Origin of the sequence: Nereida sp. MMG025, assembly GCF_021654165.1 — a bacterium.
GTDB lineage: Bacteria > Pseudomonadota > Alphaproteobacteria > Rhodobacterales > Rhodobacteraceae > Nereida.
The window spans coordinates 1-17,097 of sequence record NZ_JAKFZN010000002.1 but is presented as its reverse complement, the minus strand read 5'-3'; the positions used below and the strand labels follow the sequence as shown (position 1 = coordinate 17,097).

The following is a 17,097-nucleotide window of genomic DNA, read 5'->3' as shown; positions in this document are numbered from 1 at the left end:
GATGTGCCTGTCTGCTTGTTTGGGCGCAGGTTAATCACGACACGGGTGGGGCGTCACGGGGGAATGTATAATCAAAGCGCGCCATATCCGGTTCGGTCGGGTGGGGGGCGATACGTTGAAGCCCATCGATTTCGGGCGGGGCGCGATCGGGGGCATAAAAGGCGATTGTCTGGCCTGGCGCACCGATGGGGCATCCTGCATGGGTGGGGCGCGGCGTGACGGGGCTTGCCTGTTCAAGGTGATCTGTCAGCACGTCGCGCAGCGACGGGGCCGCGCCTATGCGGAGAATATCCAAGGGGCCACCGATGGCAGGCATCCTGTCGTTCATCGCAAATTCGCTGGTCGCAAGGGTGAAGCGCATATCGGCTGTGATGGCGGTGCCGTTATGAAGGATGGGCGTAATGCGGGCGGGGTCATCGGTGGCTTTGGTGATGTCCACGCGGTAATCGATGCCAAAGATAACATCGGATCGATAGGGCGCGACGCCGCTTTGCATAATCCATTGTGGTCCATCTTGGGCGGGGCTGCATTGGGCAAAGCATTGTGCGCTGTTAAGAAGAAGTTGATGCAGTTGCGCGCCCGTGATCGTGACAAGCGCGATATCGTTTTGGAAGGGATAAAGGTGAAGCAGATCAGCCCGTGTGATGGGCCCTTTGGGAATATGGGTGTAGCTTTCGCGCCGCCGCATCAGGCCAAACCGCAAGGCAGCCGCCTGCGCCAGAACGGGCTGATCGCGCGGGATGTTCTGGGTGTTGGCCCATGCAAGTTTTGCATCGGCGATCAGCTGTAACGCGGTGCTTGGGAACAGCAGGGCAAAATCGGTGCTCAGTGGCACGTCCGTGGACCCAAGCCGTTGCGATTGCCACGCGCTGACACCTTGAAGGTAGGGCGCTGCCAGATCTGTGATGGCGGTATCTTGTGGCGCGGGGGGGCAGGGGATGATGCGGGCATCGCTGACGGTTGCGCCTGTCCCGTCCAGTTCGAGATCGACGCGACCATAGGCCTGGGCCTTTGATCCGGGCGAGACGATCACAGGCTTTGTGGCATTGCGCGTCGCAAACGACATATGCGTGTGGCCTGTGATCAGAACATCGAGATTTGACAACTCTGCAAGTTCATCGGCCCTGTTTTCATTCATGGCGGTATCGGCTGTTGCCCCCTTTTCAGCCATTCCCATATGGGCAAGGCAAATGGTGACATCCGCCCCCATCTGGTCAAGTGCAGCAAGGGCATGGCGCGTGGCAGCGACGCAATCGGTGATCTGGGTGTGCGTGCCCAGATCCTTGCGCGCCCAGTGTTGTGTGGCCTGCGTGATGCATCCCGTGACCCCTATTTTTACGATGCGGGGGGCGCCTTGGGTGTCTGTCATTTTGCGTTCGATCAAAACAAAGGGCTGCACTTTTGAAAGATGCGGGTCTGTGCTGACAATGTTTGCGCAGACAAAGGGAAATTGCGCATCCTTGATCGCGGCACCAAGAAACGCAGTGCCAAAGTCAAATTCATGATTGCCAAGTGTGCCGGCATCATAGCCCATCACATTGAAGGTCTGGATCACGGGATTTACCAATGCGGGCTGAACCGCTGCAGCCCAATCCGAAACGGCAGAGCCTTGCAGCGTATCACCGTTATCCAGTGCGATGACGTTTGGCACATGCTGTCTGAGGTCTGCCAAAGCCGATGCGAGCAAAGACAGGCTGCCCACGCGGGTTTGCTCTGGCTCTGGCACGATACGCCCGTGGACATCGGTGGTGACAAAAAGGGATAGGTGCACTTTGGGCATTGCAGGTCCGAACGGCCTTTCTGAAATTCCCCGTGATGGGCGCATCATTGGTGCGGCTGATGGGCTTGTCAACCATAGGTTGTATTCAAAAGTCCCTCGCCAAACTTGGGGATGTTGGGTATGCGACGCAGGCACAGCAAACAAGTGAGGCGGCGCGCGTCGTGAGACATGCAGAAACAGTTACCTTCGGAGGCTCGCGCCTTGAGCGTCATGCGGAACGGCGTGGTGATGCACAGCGCTTGGCACGTGATATTCAAGGCCCCGCGCAGGTTTTGATGATGTGGCGCGGCAAACCGTTGATCGCGGATGCGGCCCTTGGATTGGTGTCCGCAACACATCCTTTGGTGGCGCAAACGCTTGCCAAAGGGGCCGAACAGGCCGTGTTTTTGGGCCAAGACGAAGACCGCGGGCCGCTTTTTGCCGTCGATGTGTCCCACTGGGTGCCCGACGACCTGGATGACAGCCAGCTTAATCAGTTCCTTGACCCGACCCAACAAACGCCACCTGACGTGCCAGACCATTGGGCGTTTTGCGAATTGCGGGGGATCATGACGCACCTGTCGCCGCGTGATGCCGAATTGGCGGCAACGGCGCGCGGTATATTGGAGTGGCACCGCATTCACGGGTTTTGTGCCAATTGCGGTGCGGCCAGCCAGATGGCGCAGGCAGGGTGGCAACGAAACTGCCCTGACTGCGGGCGGCATCATTTTCCGCGCACGGACCCAGTTGTCATTATGCTGATCACCCATGGAAATTCGGTTCTGGTTGGCCGCTCGCCCGGGTGGCCGGACAAGATGTATTCGCTTTTGGCCGGATTTGTGGAGCCTGGTGAAACGCTGGAAGCTGCGGTGCGCCGCGAAGTTTTCGAAGAAGCAGGCGTGCGCGTCGGCCCTGTACGCTATCTGGCATCACAGCCGTGGCCGTTTCCCGCATCGTTGATGTTTGGGGCATGGGGGCAGGCGACCACATCGCAGATCACCATTGATCCAAGCGAGATCGAGGATGCGGTTTGGGTCACGCGCGAAGAGATGGCGCAGGTTTTTGAAGGCAACCACCCTTTGATCAATCCTGCCCGCGAAGGCGCGATTGCGCATTTTCTTTTGCATAACTGGCTTGCCGACACGTTGGATTAACGGCAAAGTTAGCTATCAAAAAAACAAGCGAGCAGGCTTATGAAAATTTCTGTCGTCGAAGATATCTCAGCGCCTATTGAGTATGTTTTTGCACGCGTCACAAACTTTGATGCGTTTGAACGCGGTGTGTTGCGGCGCGGTGCAAAGGTGCGCCGTGTCGAACAGGGGGCTGCGTCTGGCGATGGTGCGAAATGGGAAGTGTCGTTCATGCTGCGCGGGGCCGAACGGCGCATGACTGTAAAAGTGGCGCAGCTGGATCATCCGACATCGGTGGTATACCGAACACGGATCAAGGGGCTGGTGGCTGTGGTCACGCTTGATCTGGTGGCGTTGTCGCCATCGCGCACACGGCTGACGCTGGATATCAAAATGGTGTCTAAATCGTTGCGTGCCAAACTGGTTATTCAGTCGCTCAAGCTGGCCAAGCGACGCATAAATCGCAAACTGCGCAAGCGGATGGGTGCCTTTGCAGAGAGCATCGAGGACGATTTTAAGGCGGTTGGCTGAACAATACCCCTAAAAGTGAATTAATTGTTGACGTTGCGTTAATATTCCCATTCGCTTGGTTATCGACTTTTTGAAGGGGTGTGTGATGTCTAAGGGTTTGGGTCTTGGTGTGCTTGGGTTGGGTGTCGTAGGCCTTGGTGCATGGGGCAATTTCAACAACGCCGTCGAAATGGAAACCAAGATTTCCCAAGCCGCCCAAGTGGTCAGTGAACAAAGCATCCATGGCGTGCAAACCGAAGTCTTTGGACGCGACATTGTTTTGACGGGCATCGCAGACAGCGCCGCCGAGCGCGATGCGCTTGTGGCAGCGGCCACCGCCGTGGAAGGGCGGCGCGTTGTGCGCGACGACCTGCAAGTTATCCCCGTGGCCAGCCCCTATATCACTGGTGTGGTTAAGTCCGACGCGGGCGACTATAGCGCCGATGGCACTGTGCCAACGGCTGCAGTGCAAAGCGGTTTGGTAGATGCCAGCGGCGTGGCAGCCCTTGGGGATCTGCCTTTGGCATCGGGTGCGCCAGCAAACTACACACAAGCCATGACAACGGGGTTGGACGCACTGAACGCACTGACGTTTGGCGAATTGCGCGTAACCGACACAGCCGTGACATTGACAGGCGAGGCACCTTCACAAGAGGTTCTGGATACGGTCACTGCATCGGTTGCGGGTCTTGAAGGTGATTTTGCAGTGACCCAGGACGTCACATTTGTGCCAACGATTGACCGTTTCACGCTTAATGCACAAAGGGCCGCTGACGGCACCATGACGCTTGAGGGGTTTATCCCGTCCGAAGAGGTGCGCGCGCAAATCGCATCGCAAACAGGGGCCGATGCCAGTGGGTTGGTCATTGCACGCACAGCGCCTGATGGCTGGTCCACGATGACCCTTGGGGGTCTGGGCCAGTTACAACGTCTGAACACAGGCACGCTGAGTGTTGATGATATGCAGATGACGATCTCGGGCGAGGCTGCGACAGATGCTGATATGGCCGACGTCACCCAGGCGGTTGAAGGTTTGGCCGCGCAGGGCGGCGGCACAGCGTTGGCCGCGCTTACCGTGGCGCCCCCGCCGGTGATCGAAGCGGATATGTCGGTGCGCTATGACCGCGTGCGCGGTTTGTTTGTGGGCGGTGTCGCCCCGGCTGATCTGTCAGAAGCCAGCATCGCCCAACAGATTGGCGCGCCTGCTGTCACGGGCAGCCTGCAATCAACAGGCACGACAGCGGCCGCCCCTGTAACAGACGCGCTGACGGGGCTTGAGCCGTTTTTGCCAGAGTTTGAAACCGTGCGCGCCACCGTGATGGGCGAAGATGTTGCTTTGGAAGGAACTGTTCTGCGCGAAGCCGATTTGGATCAAATTGAGCAACGTCTGACAGATACGGGCCTTTACACATCCGTCGCGCTCACGCGGGCAGAGCCGCGCTTTAACGATGGCGATCTGCGCCCCAATGCGCTGACAGGGCGCGACGAGGTGTATCAAAACGGGTTCTGGGTGCCTGTTGTGGACATCAGTAATGCCACTGCCAACCTCTGCGATGATGCCACACGTGCGGTCTTTGAAGGCCAGTCCATTAACTTCGTGACAGGCTCGGCCCAGTTGGATGCAACATCGCGTTCGGTGATTGCTGAACTCGCAGGGCTTGTGACAACGTGCTTTGCCCAAAACGCTGAGCTGACGGTGATCGTTCAGGGCCATACCGACAGTGTCGGTAGCGCCGAAAGCAACCAACTGCTCAGCCGTGACCGCGCGAATGCCGTGGTCGCCGCCTTGGCCGAGCGCGGCATTGAAAACGCACGTTTAACATCCATCGGTTTCGGCGAAAGCCGCCCGATTGCAGACAATGATACCGAAGAAGGGCGCGCCGAAAATCGTCGCACCGTTTTGGTGTGGCGAGACTAGGTTCAGGTTACGGAAGGACGCGTTATGATACAGAATTGGGGTTTTTTGCTTGGCGAGATGTGGGGATTGATCCTGCTGGCCGCTTTGCTTGGTCTGCTGGCTGGCTGGATCATCTGGAGCAAGAGAGAAGAGGTGGTCGAAGGCAATGGTGATGCCGATCTGATCGCCCAAAAAGATCGCCGCATTGCCGAACTTGAGGCAGATTTGAACACATGCAACGCACGTGTCGCCGATCTGCAAAGCAAACCGGCACCCGTGGCAGCCGCCGCTGTGGCGGCGCCCCTTGCCGCTGTGCCAGCGGTGGAAGAGCAAGAAAAACCCACAACCCTTGATGCGCCGCGTGGTGGCAAGGCAGATGATCTCAAGCGGATCAAAGGCATTGGCCCGCAAATGGAAAAACTGTGCAACCAGCTTGGGTTCTGGCACTTTGACCAGATTGCCTCTTGGTCGGACTCTGAACTGGCGTGGGTCGATAGCAACCTCGCAAGTTTCAAAGGCCGTGCCTCGCGCGACAACTGGGTGTCACAAGCCAAGCTGTTGGCAGACGGCGGCGAGACCGATTTTTCCAAGAAAGTGGACAAGGGCGGTATCTACTAAACCGCTTTTCCATTCAAAACGCAGCGCAGTGGTTTAACTGCGCTGCGGATCTGCCGGGTAGACCCCAAGCAAACTGACCTGATCGGTGAAATAGTCCAGCTCTTCCATCGCAAGCTGCACGTTTCTGTCATCAGGGTGACCTTCGATATCGGCAAAGAACTGGGTCGCGGTGAATGCGCCGTTCACCATATAGCTTTCAAGCTTGGTCATGTTGATACCGTTGGTGGCAAATCCGCCCATCGCCTTATACAGCGCAGCAGGAATGTTGCGCACCCGAAACACAAAGCTGGTCATCATCACGGCCTTGCCGCGCCGTTTCAAATCCATCTCGCGCGACATAATCAAGAACCGTGTGGTGTTGGTGTCATTGTCCTCAATATCACGCGCAAGCACCTTCAGCCCGTATTGCTGTGCGGCCAATTCCGATGCCAGTGCACCTGCGCCCACCTCGCCCGATGCTGCCAAATCTGCGGCCGCTCCTGCGTTGTCGATCGCGGCTTCGGCGGTAATGCCGTGTTCGGCCAGAAAGCTGCGGCACTGCGGGATCAAAACGGGATGGGCGCGGACCAGTTTGATATCGTCCAGCGTTGCATCTTCGCCTGCCATCAACGCAATGCGCACGCGGACGAACGCTTCGTCTATGATATAAAGCCCCGAACTTGGCAGCAGGCGGTGAATATCCGCGACGCGGCCATAGATGCTGTTCTCAACCGGCAGCATCGCCAGATCTGCATGCCCCTTGCGCACGGCTTCAATCACGTCCTCGAATGTTTTGCAGGGCAAAGGCTCGTGATCAGGACGGGCCGCGGCACACGCCTCATGGGAATAGGCTCCAAGCTCGCCTTGAAATGCAATTTTCTTGGTCAACTCAAAGTCTCCGCGACTTATTCATAAAAAGGGCGTTTGGTCGCGGTGCATATACCTTGCTCTTTTCGTTTGAAAGCGCATATAGACCCCCGACGAAACGCCAAATGATGGACGCGACAAAATGGACACGATGACGTTTACAAAAGTTTTGGGTGGCTTGTGCGGCTCCCTATTGGTCTTTTTGCTTGGTGCATGGGCCGCAGAAGAACTTTACCACACCGGTGGCGGCCATGGATATGGCGAAGAACAACAAGCCTATGTGATTCCTGTCGAAGGGGATGACGCGGCAGAAGAAGAAGTTGTGCAAGTTAGCTTCGAAGAAGTTTACGCAAATGCAGACGCGAGTGCCGCCAGCCGTATCTGGCGCCAATGTGCTGCTTGCCACAAGATCGAAGATGGCGCGAATGGCACAGGTCCACACCTGTATAACGTCGTCGGCCGTGAAAAAGGTGCTGTAGACGGCTACAACTACTCGGGCGCTCTGGTCGCCGTGGGTGGTGCATGGACACCGGAAAACCTGAACGGCTTCCTCGAAAACCCACGTGAATATGCGCCAGGCACAGCTATGGCCTATCGCGGATTGGCAGACATCGAAGACCGCGCCAATCTGATCGCATATCTGGCAGCGAACGGCGCGCCCTAAGCCAGCCGATTTGACCGAAAAAAGACCGCGCGTCAGGGAAACCTGGCGCGCGTTTGTCATTTAAGGCACCTCGCGTGCCTCTCACGTTTCGATGATTTGCGTCGTTTGCGGCTTGAATATTCGACTTTTGCGCACTTAGCTTCATTTTAAGGCACAGACAGCCGATAATATGAGGTGCGCAATGATCCATTTTTCCCGCTCGACACAGATTCAGGCGCAGGCACAAGCACGCGCCGCGACCCGCCCATTCGTCCAACAGCTGTGGCTTGCGGCCTCTTTGATCGTAGTGGCGCTGGTCTGGACGGTGTCGCAAGCGGTCGCCGAGGATGAAAAGATCATCACCTCCTATTTCTACTCCACCATCGGAGAGCCGAAATACCCAGAGGATTTCCCGCATCTTAGCTACGTGAACCCCGATGCGCCCAAAGGCGGCGAGTATTCGGTCGCAACTGTCGGCACCTTCAATTCCATGATGCCGTTTTCGCGCAAAGGTGATCCTGCGGCGCTTGCATCGGTTATGGTGGAACGATTGATGGAAACCGCACTCGATGATCCCAACACCGATTACGGCCTGTTGGCCGAAAAGATCGAATACCCCGAAAGCCGCGATTGGGTGATCTTCCATCTGCGTCCTGAAGCACGGTTTTCCGATGGCACACCGCTGACAGCCTATGACGCGGAATTCACGTGGTCGCTCTTGATGGAACAGGCGTTTGTCAGCTACCGCGAAGCCCTGAACGCGCTGGTCGAAAGTGCCGTGGCGCTTGATGAACGCCGTATCAAATACACCTTCCGCGAGGGCGTGCCGCGCGATGGGCTGATCCCGCAGATGGGCAGCAACGCAGTGTTTTCCAAAGCATGGTTCGAAGAAACAGGCACGCGCATCGATGAAAGTGGCCCCACGGCGGTTCTGGGCAGTGGCCCTTACATGGTCGACAAGGTCGATTTTGGCCGCTCGGTCAGCTACATACGCAACCCTGATTATTGGGGTAAAGACCTGCCCATCAACATCGGCCGCCACAACTTTGACCGCATCCGCGTGGAATATTTTGGCGACAGCAACGCCGCGTTTGAGGGCTTCAAGGCCGGCAGTGTCACCTTCCGTACAGAGACCGACAGCAAAATCTGGGCCACGCAATACGACTTCCCTGCGCTAAACGACGGGCGCGCTGTGAAAAAGGAACTGCCCAATGGGTCCCTGCCGCGGGCCAGCGGTTTTGCGTTCAACCTGACCAAACCGCATCTGCAAGACATCCGCGTGCGCGAGGCCTTGGGCCTGATGTATAACTTCACGTGGACGAATGAGACCTTGCAGTATGGTTTGTTCAACCAACGCAGCAGCTTTTGGCAAAACACCGAAATGGCCGCGACGGGCGTGCCAACGGGCAAAGAGCTGGAAATCCTGCAATCGGTGTCTGACCTGATTGATCCCGCGCTTCTGACCGATGAGGTTGTAATGCCCCACGAAAGCAGCACACGTCAGCTTGACCGTGCCAATCTGCGCCGCGCATCTGCCCTTCTGGATGAAGCGGGTTGGGACGTGGGCGATGACGGCATCCGCCGCAAGGATGGCGAAACGCTGAAACTTGATATTCTTGAAGGCAACCCGCAGATGGACCGCCTGATCCTGCCTTATGTCGAAAACCTTAAACGTCTGGGGGTTGAGGCAACCTACAACCGTGTCGATCCTGCCCAATACACCGCACTGACCCGCGAGTTGGATTACGACATGGTCTTTGACGATTACATCACCGCCTATGGTCCGGGTTTGGGGTATGAACAACGCTTTGGCAGCAAGGATCGGCTGGAAGGTATTTTCAACCCTGCCGCCTTTGGCAATGAAGCCGCTGACAAGATCCTCGAAAGCCTGAAGTTCGAAGGGGACGCGGAAACATTCATCGGGGCGGCCCGCGCGCTGGACCGTCTGATGCGCGCTGAACGCTTTATCGTGCCCGCGTGGTATAACCCGTCCCATTGGGTCGCCTACTACGATTATTACGAACATCCCGAAGAATTGCCCACCTTGGCCCTTGGCGTGCGCGACTTCTGGTGGTCTAACGAAGAAAAATATGAGGCCCTGCGCGACGCAGGCGCTTTCCAACGATAAACGCAGCAGAGAACCAAAGCTAACACATGGGCGCCTATATCCTCAGACGGCTGTTGCTGATCATCCCGACCCTTTTGGGGGTGATGATCGTCAACTTTACACTGGTGCAATTTGTGCCGGGCGGCCCCATCGAACAGATCATCGCCGAGATTGAAGGCGAAGGGGATGTTCTGGCAGGTGTGACAGGCTCGGGTGCGGGCGATGGTGCCTCTGGCATCGAAAGCGAAGATGGCTATCAAGGGGGCAGGGGGCTGGACCCCAAGTTCATCGCCCAGTTGGAAGAACAGTTCGGTTTGGATAAACCACCGCTGGAACGCTTCTTGTTGATGATGTGGGACTATATGCGCCTCGATTTCGGGGAAAGTTTCTTCCGCTCGATTGGTGTGTTTGAACTGGTCGCCGAAAAGCTGCCTGTCTCTATTACCCTCGGGCTTTGGTCGACGCTGATCGCCTATATCGTCTCGATCCCATTGGGCATCCGCAAGGCCGTGCGCGATGGCACACCCTTTGACACATGGACCTCGGGCGCGATCATCGTGGCCTATTCGATCCCTGGGTTTTTGTTTGCGATCCTTTTGCTGGTCCTTTTTGCGGGGGGGTCTTACTTCAGCATTTTCCCGCTGCGCGGCCTCACATCCGACGGGTGGGAGGACTTCACGCTTTGGGGCAAAATCACCGACTATCTGTGGCACATTTGTTTGCCGATCATCGCCAGCACCATCGCCAGCTTTGCCACCCTCACCTTGCTGACGAAAAACAGCTTTATGGACGAGATTAACAAACAATACGTCACCACCGCCAAAGCCAAGGGGCTGGAAGAAGGACGCGTGCTTTATGGCCATGTGTTCCGCAACGCGATGCTGATTGTAATCGCAGGCTTCCCTGCGGCGTTTATCAGCATTTTCTTCGGCTCCAGCCTGATCATCGAAGTGATTTTTTCGCTTGATGGGTTGGGGCGTCTGGGTTTTGAAGCCGCCGTCGCCCGTGACTACCCTGTCATCTTTGGCACGCTTTTCGTGTTCGGCCTTGTGGGCCTGTTGATGGGGATCATCTCTGACCTGATGTATGTGCTGGTCGACCCGCGCATCGACTTTGAAAGCCGCAAGACATGATGCTTTCACCGCTCAACCAGCGCCGCTGGCGCAATTTCCGCAACAACAGCCGCGCCTATTGGTCGTTGGTGATTTTCACCTTTCTTTTCGTGCTGTCGCTGTTTGCCGAGTTTATCGCGAACGACAAACCGATCCTCGTGAATTACCGCGGCGAATACCGCATGCCGATCTTTAGCTTTTATCCCGAAACCGCCTTTGGGGGTGATTTCAGGACCGAAGCCATCTACCGCGATGATGAGGTCAAATGCCTGATCCGCTCAGGCGGTGTGATCGACTGTTTTGATGATCCCGTTGGCATCATAGAACAGATTAATGCGGGCACATTTGATGACCCTGATTTCATGAAAGGCTGGATGATCTGGCCGATCATCCCGTTCAGCTATGACACGCCCAACACCCTTGACCGCCCCGCCCCGTCGCCCCCCGATGCCACCCATTGGCTAGGCACCGACGAAGGCACGCGCGATGTCCTGGCGCGCACGATCTACGGCTTCCGCCTGTCGATCCTGTTTACCATCGTTGTGGTCAGCTTTGCCTCTGTCATCGGGATCATCGCAGGCGCGGTGCAGGGCTTTTTCGGTGGCTGGTTGGATCTGATCTTCCAGCGTGTGCTCGAGATCTGGGGTGCGACCCCGTCGCTTTACGTCATCATCATCATGTTCGCCATTTTTGGGCGAAGTATAGGGATGCTTGTGTTCTTGATGGTGCTATTCGGCTGGCCCGCGCTTGTGGGGCTGGTGCGCGCGGAATTCCTGCGCGCGCGCAACTTTGAATATGTCCGCGCGGCCCAGGCGCTTGGGGTCTCCAACTGGACCATCATGTTCCGCCACATGCTGCCCAACGCGATGGTAGCCACGCTGACCATGCTGCCCTTCATCATCACAGGCACCATCGGCGGCCTCGCCACGCTCGACTTTCTGGGCTACGGCCTGCCCGCATCGGCCCCGTCGCTTGGTGAAATGACGCTGCAAGCCAAACGCAACCTGCAAGCCCCGTGGCTGGCGTTTACCAACTTTTTCACCTTTGCGATCATGCTGTCGCTTCTCGTGTTCATCTTCGAAGGGGTGCGCGACGCGTTCGACCCCAGAAAGACATTTCAATGAGTGCGGTTCTCGATGTCCGCGACCTAACGGTTGATTTCCGTCAGGACGGCACCTCAAGCCGTGCGGTAAAAGGCGTCACGTTTCACGTGAACAAAGGCGAGACGGTGGCCCTTGTTGGCGAAAGCGGCTCTGGCAAATCGGTCACCGCGCTGTCCACGGTCAACCTTTTGCCCAACAGCGCCACCATCGGCGGCTCAATCACCTATGACGGTCAGCAAATGGTCGGTGCATCGGAAAAGCTGCTGCGCAAAGTGCGCGGTAATGACATCAGCTTTATCTTCCAAGAGCCGATGACCTCGCTGAACCCGCTGCATACGCTGGAAAAACAACTCACCGAATCCATCGCGCTGCACCAAGGGCTGCGCGGGGGCGACGCGCGGCGCAAAGTGCTGGAACTGCTTCAACAGGTGGGCATCCATGACGCGGAAAACCGTCTGACCAGCTATCCCCATCAGCTTTCCGGCGGGCAACGCCAGCGCGTGATGATCGCGATGGCACTGGCCAATGGCCCTGAACTTCTGATCGCGGACGAGCCGACAACGGCCCTTGACGTGACCATTCAGGCGCAGGTTCTCGAACTGCTGGCCGACCTCAAAACGAAACTCGGCATGTCGATGCTCTTCATCACCCATGACCTCGCCATCGTGCGCAAATTTGCCGACCGGGTCTGTGTCATGAAAGATGGCGAGATCGTTGAAGAAGGCATCACCACCGACATTTTCGACAACCCTCAACACCCTTATACGCAAATGCTTTTGGGGGCAGAGGCGGTGGGCGTGCCTGTGCCTGTGCCAGCCGATGCGCCCGTGGTGGCCCATACCGAAAACCTGAAAATCTGGTTTCCCATCCAACGCGGTCTGCTCAAACGCACCGTGGGTTACGTAAAAGCGGTGAACGACGCCACACTTGAAGTCCGCGCAGGCGAAACCATCGGGATTGTGGGGGAGTCGGGCTCTGGCAAGACGACCCTCGCGCTGGCGATGATGCGCCTGATCAGTTCCGAAGGCACAATCAACTTTCAGGGTGCTGATATTCACACATGGCAAAAGCGCCGCCTGCGCCCGTTGCGCCGTGATATGCAAATCGTGTTTCAAGACCCCTTTGGCTCGCTGTCCCCGCGCATGTCGATCTATCAGATCATCGCCGAAGGGCTTGGCGTGCACGGTGTGGAACCGGGCCGCGACAAACGCGAAATGGTGGCCGAGATCATGCAAGAGGTGGGCCTCGATCCCGCCACGATGGACCGCTACCCGCATGAATTTTCAGGCGGCCAACGCCAGCGCGTGGCGATTGCGCGTGCCATGATCCTGCGCCCCAAACTGGTTGTGCTGGACGAACCGACCTCGGCCCTTGATATGACAGTGCAGGTGCAGATCGTGGACCTGTTGCGCGACCTGCAACAGAAATACGGGCTGGCCTATATCTTTATCAGCCACGACCTCAAAGTTGTGCGCGCGCTGTCGCATAAGGTGATCGTGATGAAACGCGGCGACGTGATGGAAATGGGCGACCGCGATCAGATTTTTGACGCGCCCAAAACCGACTACACCCGCGCTTTGATGGCGGCCGCCTTCGATCTGGAAAGCTCTGACGCGGTGGCGATCTGACCACACCCTGAAAAAAGGGCGCCATGCCTGATCTGCACGGCGCCCCAAACTTCCCACAGATCATTGCGGCCGTTTTCGGCCAGCAGGCCGCTTTCCAAAGGGTTCCACGCGTAACCAAGCGACGTCATATGTGCTGTCGCGGGCATAAGGGATTCTATCGGGTTTTCTTTTTCGTTTGATGTGAAGTGCTGGCCCCGCGCATCTGTGTGACGCGCAAGGCTGCATCCTTTAGCGGTCTGTGCCAGAGGTTGCGGCGAAGTGTGCGGCAACAGTGTCCGCAGCGCGGGTCACATCCTCGGGGTTGTCGTAGAAATCAAACTGTGTGACCTCTTCCAACATCTGCAACGTCGCCTCGCCTGCAAAGCCTTCAAGGAACGTGCGCACGCCCTGCGGGATCGCTGCAGCCTCAGAGTGTACGATGGCCAAAGGCTGCGTCAGACGTTCGGCATTGTCCGCGGAGTGATAGGTCAGCCAGCCTTCCCACCCTGCGTTGTTCCACTGGTTGTCATAGGCAGGAATGGCGCCGCGGTCGGCCTCATAATAGTAGCCGCCGAATGGCATCAGCACACCTTCGGCGCCGACGTCGCCCGCGGCAGGGATGATCTGCCCGCCTTCGGCCTCAGCCGTGCGGCCCATCTCGATCAGGCCCTGCACGGCCTCTTCACCGCCATAGACGGCATTCACAATCTCGGCGTTTTGCAGCCATGGGGCCACAAGGCCCACGCGCTGCACCAGTTCATTGCCCGCAGCCGCATCTACCATATATCCCGCCGATGCGCAGATGCCCAAACCATTCATCCGCATGCCATCCACTTCGGGCAGGGAGGCCGCAAATTCGAAGGCGGCACGAATGTCGGATGTCTTGGCCGCAGGGCTTTCTACAAAGCGCGTGTTGCCTGGCAAATCACCCGATTTACCCCAACCGCGAAAATCAAAGGTGACAGCCGCAAAACCGCGCTCGACCGTCTGTTCGGCATAAAGGCTTGGCATCTGCTCTTCCACCGATGTCCATGCGCCTGTCACCACCACTGTGGGCAGGGCCGATCCATCGTGACCTTCGGGCAGATACAGCGTGCCCGCCAGCGTTGCGCCTTCATTTTCAAATGTGAAGCTGCGGATCTCGACTTGGGCAATCGCAGCAGTGGAAGCCATCAAAGCGGCGGCGGTGGTCAATGCAAAAACTTTCATCTCGGTCTCTCTTTCAAGTATCTGTGTGGGTGGGCGTCTTGCCCGATGACACAAGAAATACGGCACCACCTGCCGCTATACTTGAAAGCCCCTGCTCGGTTTTTGCATATTCCTGCTTTTACGCGCTCTGATTTGCACGAAACGCCCGCGGCGTTTGTCCCGTAATCTGCTTAAAGCTGCGCGAGAAATGCGCCTGATCGGCAAAACCACACGCCAACGCCACCTCGCCCAAGGGCCGCGCGGCATCCCCCATCATCTTCATCGCCTGCTCGATCCGGTAGGCCATCACATATTGCATCGGCGTCGATCCAAGCGTTTCTTTGAACACGCGACTGAAATGCGATGGCGACATACCCGCCTCGCGCGCCAGATCGTCCAGACCAATCGTCTGATCCAGATGAGAACGGATATAGGCCAGAACCCGACTGGAATGCGCTGATGTGAACTTGGCACTCAACGCCACCTCCTCGGGACGCCTACGCCCGTATTTCTGAAGCAGCTTGACCAATAAAACGCGGCTCATCGCTTCGAACATGACACCCGATGTCAGATCATCCTGCTCCAACGCATCGCGCAACATCACGCCAGCGGCGACCAGATCGGCATCCTTGAACTGGGGCAGATCGACCAGTTGCTGACGGTCCAGGATCATCCCCAATTCCTTTTGCGCAAAATCCTGCACCTTGCCCGGGTCCAGTGTGACGATGATCACATCCGATGTGCCAAACCACCGCCACCCCGATCGCATGCCCGCAGGGGTCACGATGATCTCGTTGGGTTCGATCGTGAAGTCCCGCATCTCGCCATCGCTGCGGTTCTGCACACGGTGCGGTGTCTGGCATATGTTCAAAAGCACATGATGCTCTGCAAAAACATCTTCGGGCATTGTGTCAGGTTGGGCCTGGAAATAGCGCACAGACATCAAAGACGCCGCTGACATATGTTGCATCGCCTCGCTATTGAGCAGCGGAAGGGACGGGTAAATCTCGGCGTAACGCTTGGGCATGGGGTGAGAAGTGTCTGTCACGGGGCAAAGGTCAAGACACGCTTTGGCCCCTTGATGCGCATCTGCACGTTATTCGACAGATGTCCCGATCACTGCGGCCACCAGACCCACGAGGGACATAAACCCGAACAGCCCTGCCTTTGCCAGCCGCCCTGCGTGCCAGGCACGGAGTGCGGCCATACCCGATTGAATGGCGTAATACAGCGCAAAGGCGCGCGACGCATAGCTGATGATCTCAAATATGTTGGCAGTCCATGTCAGCGCGATACCGATGCCCACCAAAAGGGCATAGGCCAGCTTTTCGGGAACGCGCCCGTTGCTCATTTCATAAACCAATCCACCAGACCCGCTGGTATCCGCAATCGCCGCGCTGAATTGCGCACTCAGCGCAGCGACAACCAAAAGCAATGGAAGGATCGGCGCAACCACCTGCATCAATGCGATGATCGCGGTCTCATCCAAAGACAATGACCCCGCGTCGAACGCATAGGTCAAAAGCACGATGTAGACGACGTAGATCACACACGAGACCCACTGCGCCAATTTCATAGAGCGGACCCGCATGGGCGCATCATAGGTGGCGCCCAGATAGCGGGAGGTTTCAAACCCCTGAACCGTCACAATCAGACCCGCCATCAAGGTAAACGCGGCCCATCCCGTCACCTGCGGGGCCTCAAAATGCAAAGCATGCTGGCCGCTGACCTTTCCAAAATGCACCGCAAGGCCAAAGATCAACCCGGCAATGATCGCCAGCTTCAGCCCGACCGAGACTTGCTCCATCCGTTCCAAAGCCGCATAGCCACGCGTCATGCCCGTGAACAGGATCAACATAAAGACCGATGTCGTCAGCAAATTGGCGTGAAACGGATCGTCCAAAGCGGTCAGGCTAACGCCGAAAGCGCCAAACAGATTAAGATAATAGGCAACAGATATAATGAAGGCAAAAGCCAGCACCCCTGACGCGGCGGTTTCAAGTTTGCTCAAAAGGGGCGATGCTGCGGCCCCGTTTGCGATATCGGTGATGTTGAACCTGATCGCGCTACCGAAAAGATAGGCTACGGCGCATAGGCCGATCATGACCAAAGGCGCATACCCTCCGAAACTGACGTCTAGGATCGGGCCAAGAACCAGAAAGCCGCTGCCGATAATCGACGCCAAGGGCGTGATGGTCGCGCGCCAGATCGGGGCATTCGCCACACGCGGCCAGATCAACAGCGCGCCCGTCAAAACCACGACCGACAGAATGAAAGCACTTAGCATCGGCCGACCAAATCAGGTCTGCAGGCCGGCGGCAATACGGCTTTTGGCGGGCGCGGGGAACACACTGGTTGCGCCAAAGTGTCTGACGCATTGCCATACCGTGAGCAGACGCTAGGCCATACGCCCTGTCCGACGGGTTTTTTGGGCTGGATTTGGTGGTGCGCCACTGGGGGATTTTGCATCCCCCAGGCCCCCTGCAGGATATTTTGAAACAAAAGAAGAGCGCAGTCTGTAACACTTCGCGGGGCTGTAACATTTGCCGTGAGCGGCGGTTTGTTAAGAAACAGGGT

At 57.3% G+C, this 17,097-nt stretch carries 14 protein-coding genes; 9 read left to right on the top strand and 5 right to left on the bottom strand.

What is annotated here, in order from left to right:
* Positions 1-34: 34 nt before the first annotated feature.
* The gene (locus L1065_RS06040) at positions 35-1,780 is read right to left on the bottom strand and encodes a bifunctional UDP-sugar hydrolase/5'-nucleotidase (RefSeq protein WP_237094576.1); all 1,746 of its coding nucleotides are present in this window, start codon (positions 1,778-1,780) and stop codon (positions 35-37) included.
* 161 nt (positions 1,781-1,941) lie between these two features.
* On the opposite strand from L1065_RS06040, the gene nudC reads away from it, so the two are divergent.
* From nudC to L1065_RS15910, 4 genes are all read left to right on the top strand, one after another.
* Complete coding sequence (gene nudC, locus L1065_RS06035) at positions 1,942-2,913, top strand: NAD(+) diphosphatase (protein ID WP_237094575.1); 972 nt, start codon at positions 1,942-1,944, stop codon at positions 2,911-2,913.
* 39 nt (positions 2,914-2,952) lie between these two features.
* Positions 2,953-3,420 (top strand): SRPBCC family protein, encoded by a 468-nt coding sequence (locus L1065_RS06030; protein WP_237094574.1) that lies wholly within the window; start codon positions 2,953-2,955, stop codon positions 3,418-3,420.
* Between the two features lie 85 nt (positions 3,421-3,505).
* Complete coding sequence (locus L1065_RS15870) at positions 3,506-5,317, top strand: OmpA family protein (RefSeq protein ID WP_305082545.1); 1,812 nt, start codon at positions 3,506-3,508, stop codon at positions 5,315-5,317.
* Between the two features lie 24 nt (positions 5,318-5,341).
* On the top strand, positions 5,342-5,914 hold the full coding sequence (locus L1065_RS15910) for a hypothetical protein (RefSeq protein WP_370641146.1): 573 nt from the start codon (positions 5,342-5,344) through the stop codon (positions 5,912-5,914).
* Between the two features lie 33 nt (positions 5,915-5,947).
* Here the strand turns inward: L1065_RS15910 and L1065_RS06010 are convergent, their stop codons facing one another.
* The gene (locus tag L1065_RS06010) at positions 5,948-6,781 is read right to left on the bottom strand and encodes a prephenate dehydratase (protein WP_237094573.1); all 834 of its coding nucleotides are present in this window, start codon (positions 6,779-6,781) and stop codon (positions 5,948-5,950) included.
* 121 nt (positions 6,782-6,902) lie between these two features.
* On the opposite strand from L1065_RS06010, the gene L1065_RS06005 reads away from it, so the two are divergent.
* The 5 genes from L1065_RS06005 to L1065_RS05985 all read left to right on the top strand — a co-directional run bounded on the left by L1065_RS06005 (position 6,903) and on the right by L1065_RS05985 (position 13,353).
* Complete coding sequence (locus L1065_RS06005; RefSeq protein WP_237094572.1) at positions 6,903-7,424, top strand: cytochrome c family protein; 522 nt, start codon at positions 6,903-6,905, stop codon at positions 7,422-7,424.
* Positions 7,425-7,605: 181 nt separating this feature from the next.
* Positions 7,606-9,531 (top strand): extracellular solute-binding protein, encoded by a 1,926-nt coding sequence (locus L1065_RS06000; protein ID WP_237094571.1) that lies wholly within the window; start codon positions 7,606-7,608, stop codon positions 9,529-9,531.
* Positions 9,532-9,557: 26 nt separating this feature from the next.
* Positions 9,558-10,643, top strand: a complete 1,086-nt coding sequence (locus tag L1065_RS05995) for a microcin C ABC transporter permease YejB (RefSeq protein ID WP_237094570.1) — start codon at positions 9,558-9,560, stop codon at positions 10,641-10,643.
* A complete protein-coding gene (locus L1065_RS05990; RefSeq protein ID WP_237094569.1) occupies positions 10,640-11,746 on the top strand; it encodes an ABC transporter permease in 1,107 nt (368 codons plus the stop codon). Before L1065_RS05995 ends, L1065_RS05990 begins: the two co-directional genes overlap by 4 nt.
* Positions 11,743-13,353 (top strand): ABC transporter ATP-binding protein, encoded by a 1,611-nt coding sequence (locus L1065_RS05985; RefSeq protein ID WP_237094568.1) that lies wholly within the window; start codon positions 11,743-11,745, stop codon positions 13,351-13,353. Before L1065_RS05990 ends, L1065_RS05985 begins: the two co-directional genes overlap by 4 nt.
* A 228-nt stretch (positions 13,354-13,581) precedes the next feature.
* Here the strand turns inward: L1065_RS05985 and L1065_RS05980 are convergent, their stop codons facing one another.
* The 3 genes from L1065_RS05980 to L1065_RS05970 form a co-directional block, all read right to left on the bottom strand.
* Positions 13,582-14,541, bottom strand: a complete 960-nt coding sequence (locus tag L1065_RS05980; RefSeq protein ID WP_237094567.1) for an alpha/beta hydrolase — start codon at positions 14,539-14,541, stop codon at positions 13,582-13,584.
* A gap of 118 nt (positions 14,542-14,659) precedes the next feature.
* Positions 14,660-15,547, bottom strand: coding sequence for an AraC family transcriptional regulator (locus tag L1065_RS05975; protein ID WP_237094566.1), 888 nt, complete (start codon positions 15,545-15,547; stop codon positions 14,660-14,662).
* A gap of 69 nt (positions 15,548-15,616) precedes the next feature.
* A complete protein-coding gene (locus L1065_RS05970; protein ID WP_237094565.1) occupies positions 15,617-16,807 on the bottom strand; it encodes a hypothetical protein in 1,191 nt (396 codons plus the stop codon).
* Between the last annotated feature and the right edge of the window lie 290 nt (positions 16,808-17,097).

What these genes read in the sequence shown, in the direction of transcription:
- L1065_RS05980 (WP_237094567.1), bottom strand. Translation starts at nt 14,541, where the DNA reads ATGAAAGTTTTTGCATTGACCACCGCCGCCGCTTTGATGGCTTCCACT.
- L1065_RS05975 (WP_237094566.1), bottom strand. Translation starts at nt 15,547, where the DNA reads ATGCCCAAGCGTTACGCCGAGATTTACCCGTCCCTTCCGCTGCTCAAT.
- L1065_RS05970 (WP_237094565.1), bottom strand. Translation starts at nt 16,807, where the DNA reads ATGCTAAGTGCTTTCATTCTGTCGGTCGTGGTTTTGACGGGCGCGCTG.
- L1065_RS05995 (WP_237094570.1), top strand. Translation starts at nt 9,558, where the DNA reads ATGGGCGCCTATATCCTCAGACGGCTGTTGCTGATCATCCCGACCCTT.
- L1065_RS06030 (WP_237094574.1), top strand. Translation starts at nt 2,953, where the DNA reads ATGAAAATTTCTGTCGTCGAAGATATCTCAGCGCCTATTGAGTATGTT.
- L1065_RS06005 (WP_237094572.1), top strand. Translation starts at nt 6,903, where the DNA reads ATGGACACGATGACGTTTACAAAAGTTTTGGGTGGCTTGTGCGGCTCC.
- L1065_RS15910 (WP_370641146.1), top strand. Translation starts at nt 5,342, where the DNA reads ATGATACAGAATTGGGGTTTTTTGCTTGGCGAGATGTGGGGATTGATC.
- L1065_RS06040 (WP_237094576.1), bottom strand. Translation starts at nt 1,780, where the DNA reads ATGCCCAAAGTGCACCTATCCCTTTTTGTCACCACCGATGTCCACGGG.
- L1065_RS15870 (WP_305082545.1), top strand. Translation starts at nt 3,506, where the DNA reads ATGTCTAAGGGTTTGGGTCTTGGTGTGCTTGGGTTGGGTGTCGTAGGC.
- L1065_RS05990 (WP_237094569.1), top strand. Translation starts at nt 10,640, where the DNA reads ATGATGCTTTCACCGCTCAACCAGCGCCGCTGGCGCAATTTCCGCAAC.
- L1065_RS06000 (WP_237094571.1), top strand. Translation starts at nt 7,606, where the DNA reads ATGATCCATTTTTCCCGCTCGACACAGATTCAGGCGCAGGCACAAGCA.
- L1065_RS05985 (WP_237094568.1), top strand. Translation starts at nt 11,743, where the DNA reads ATGAGTGCGGTTCTCGATGTCCGCGACCTAACGGTTGATTTCCGTCAG.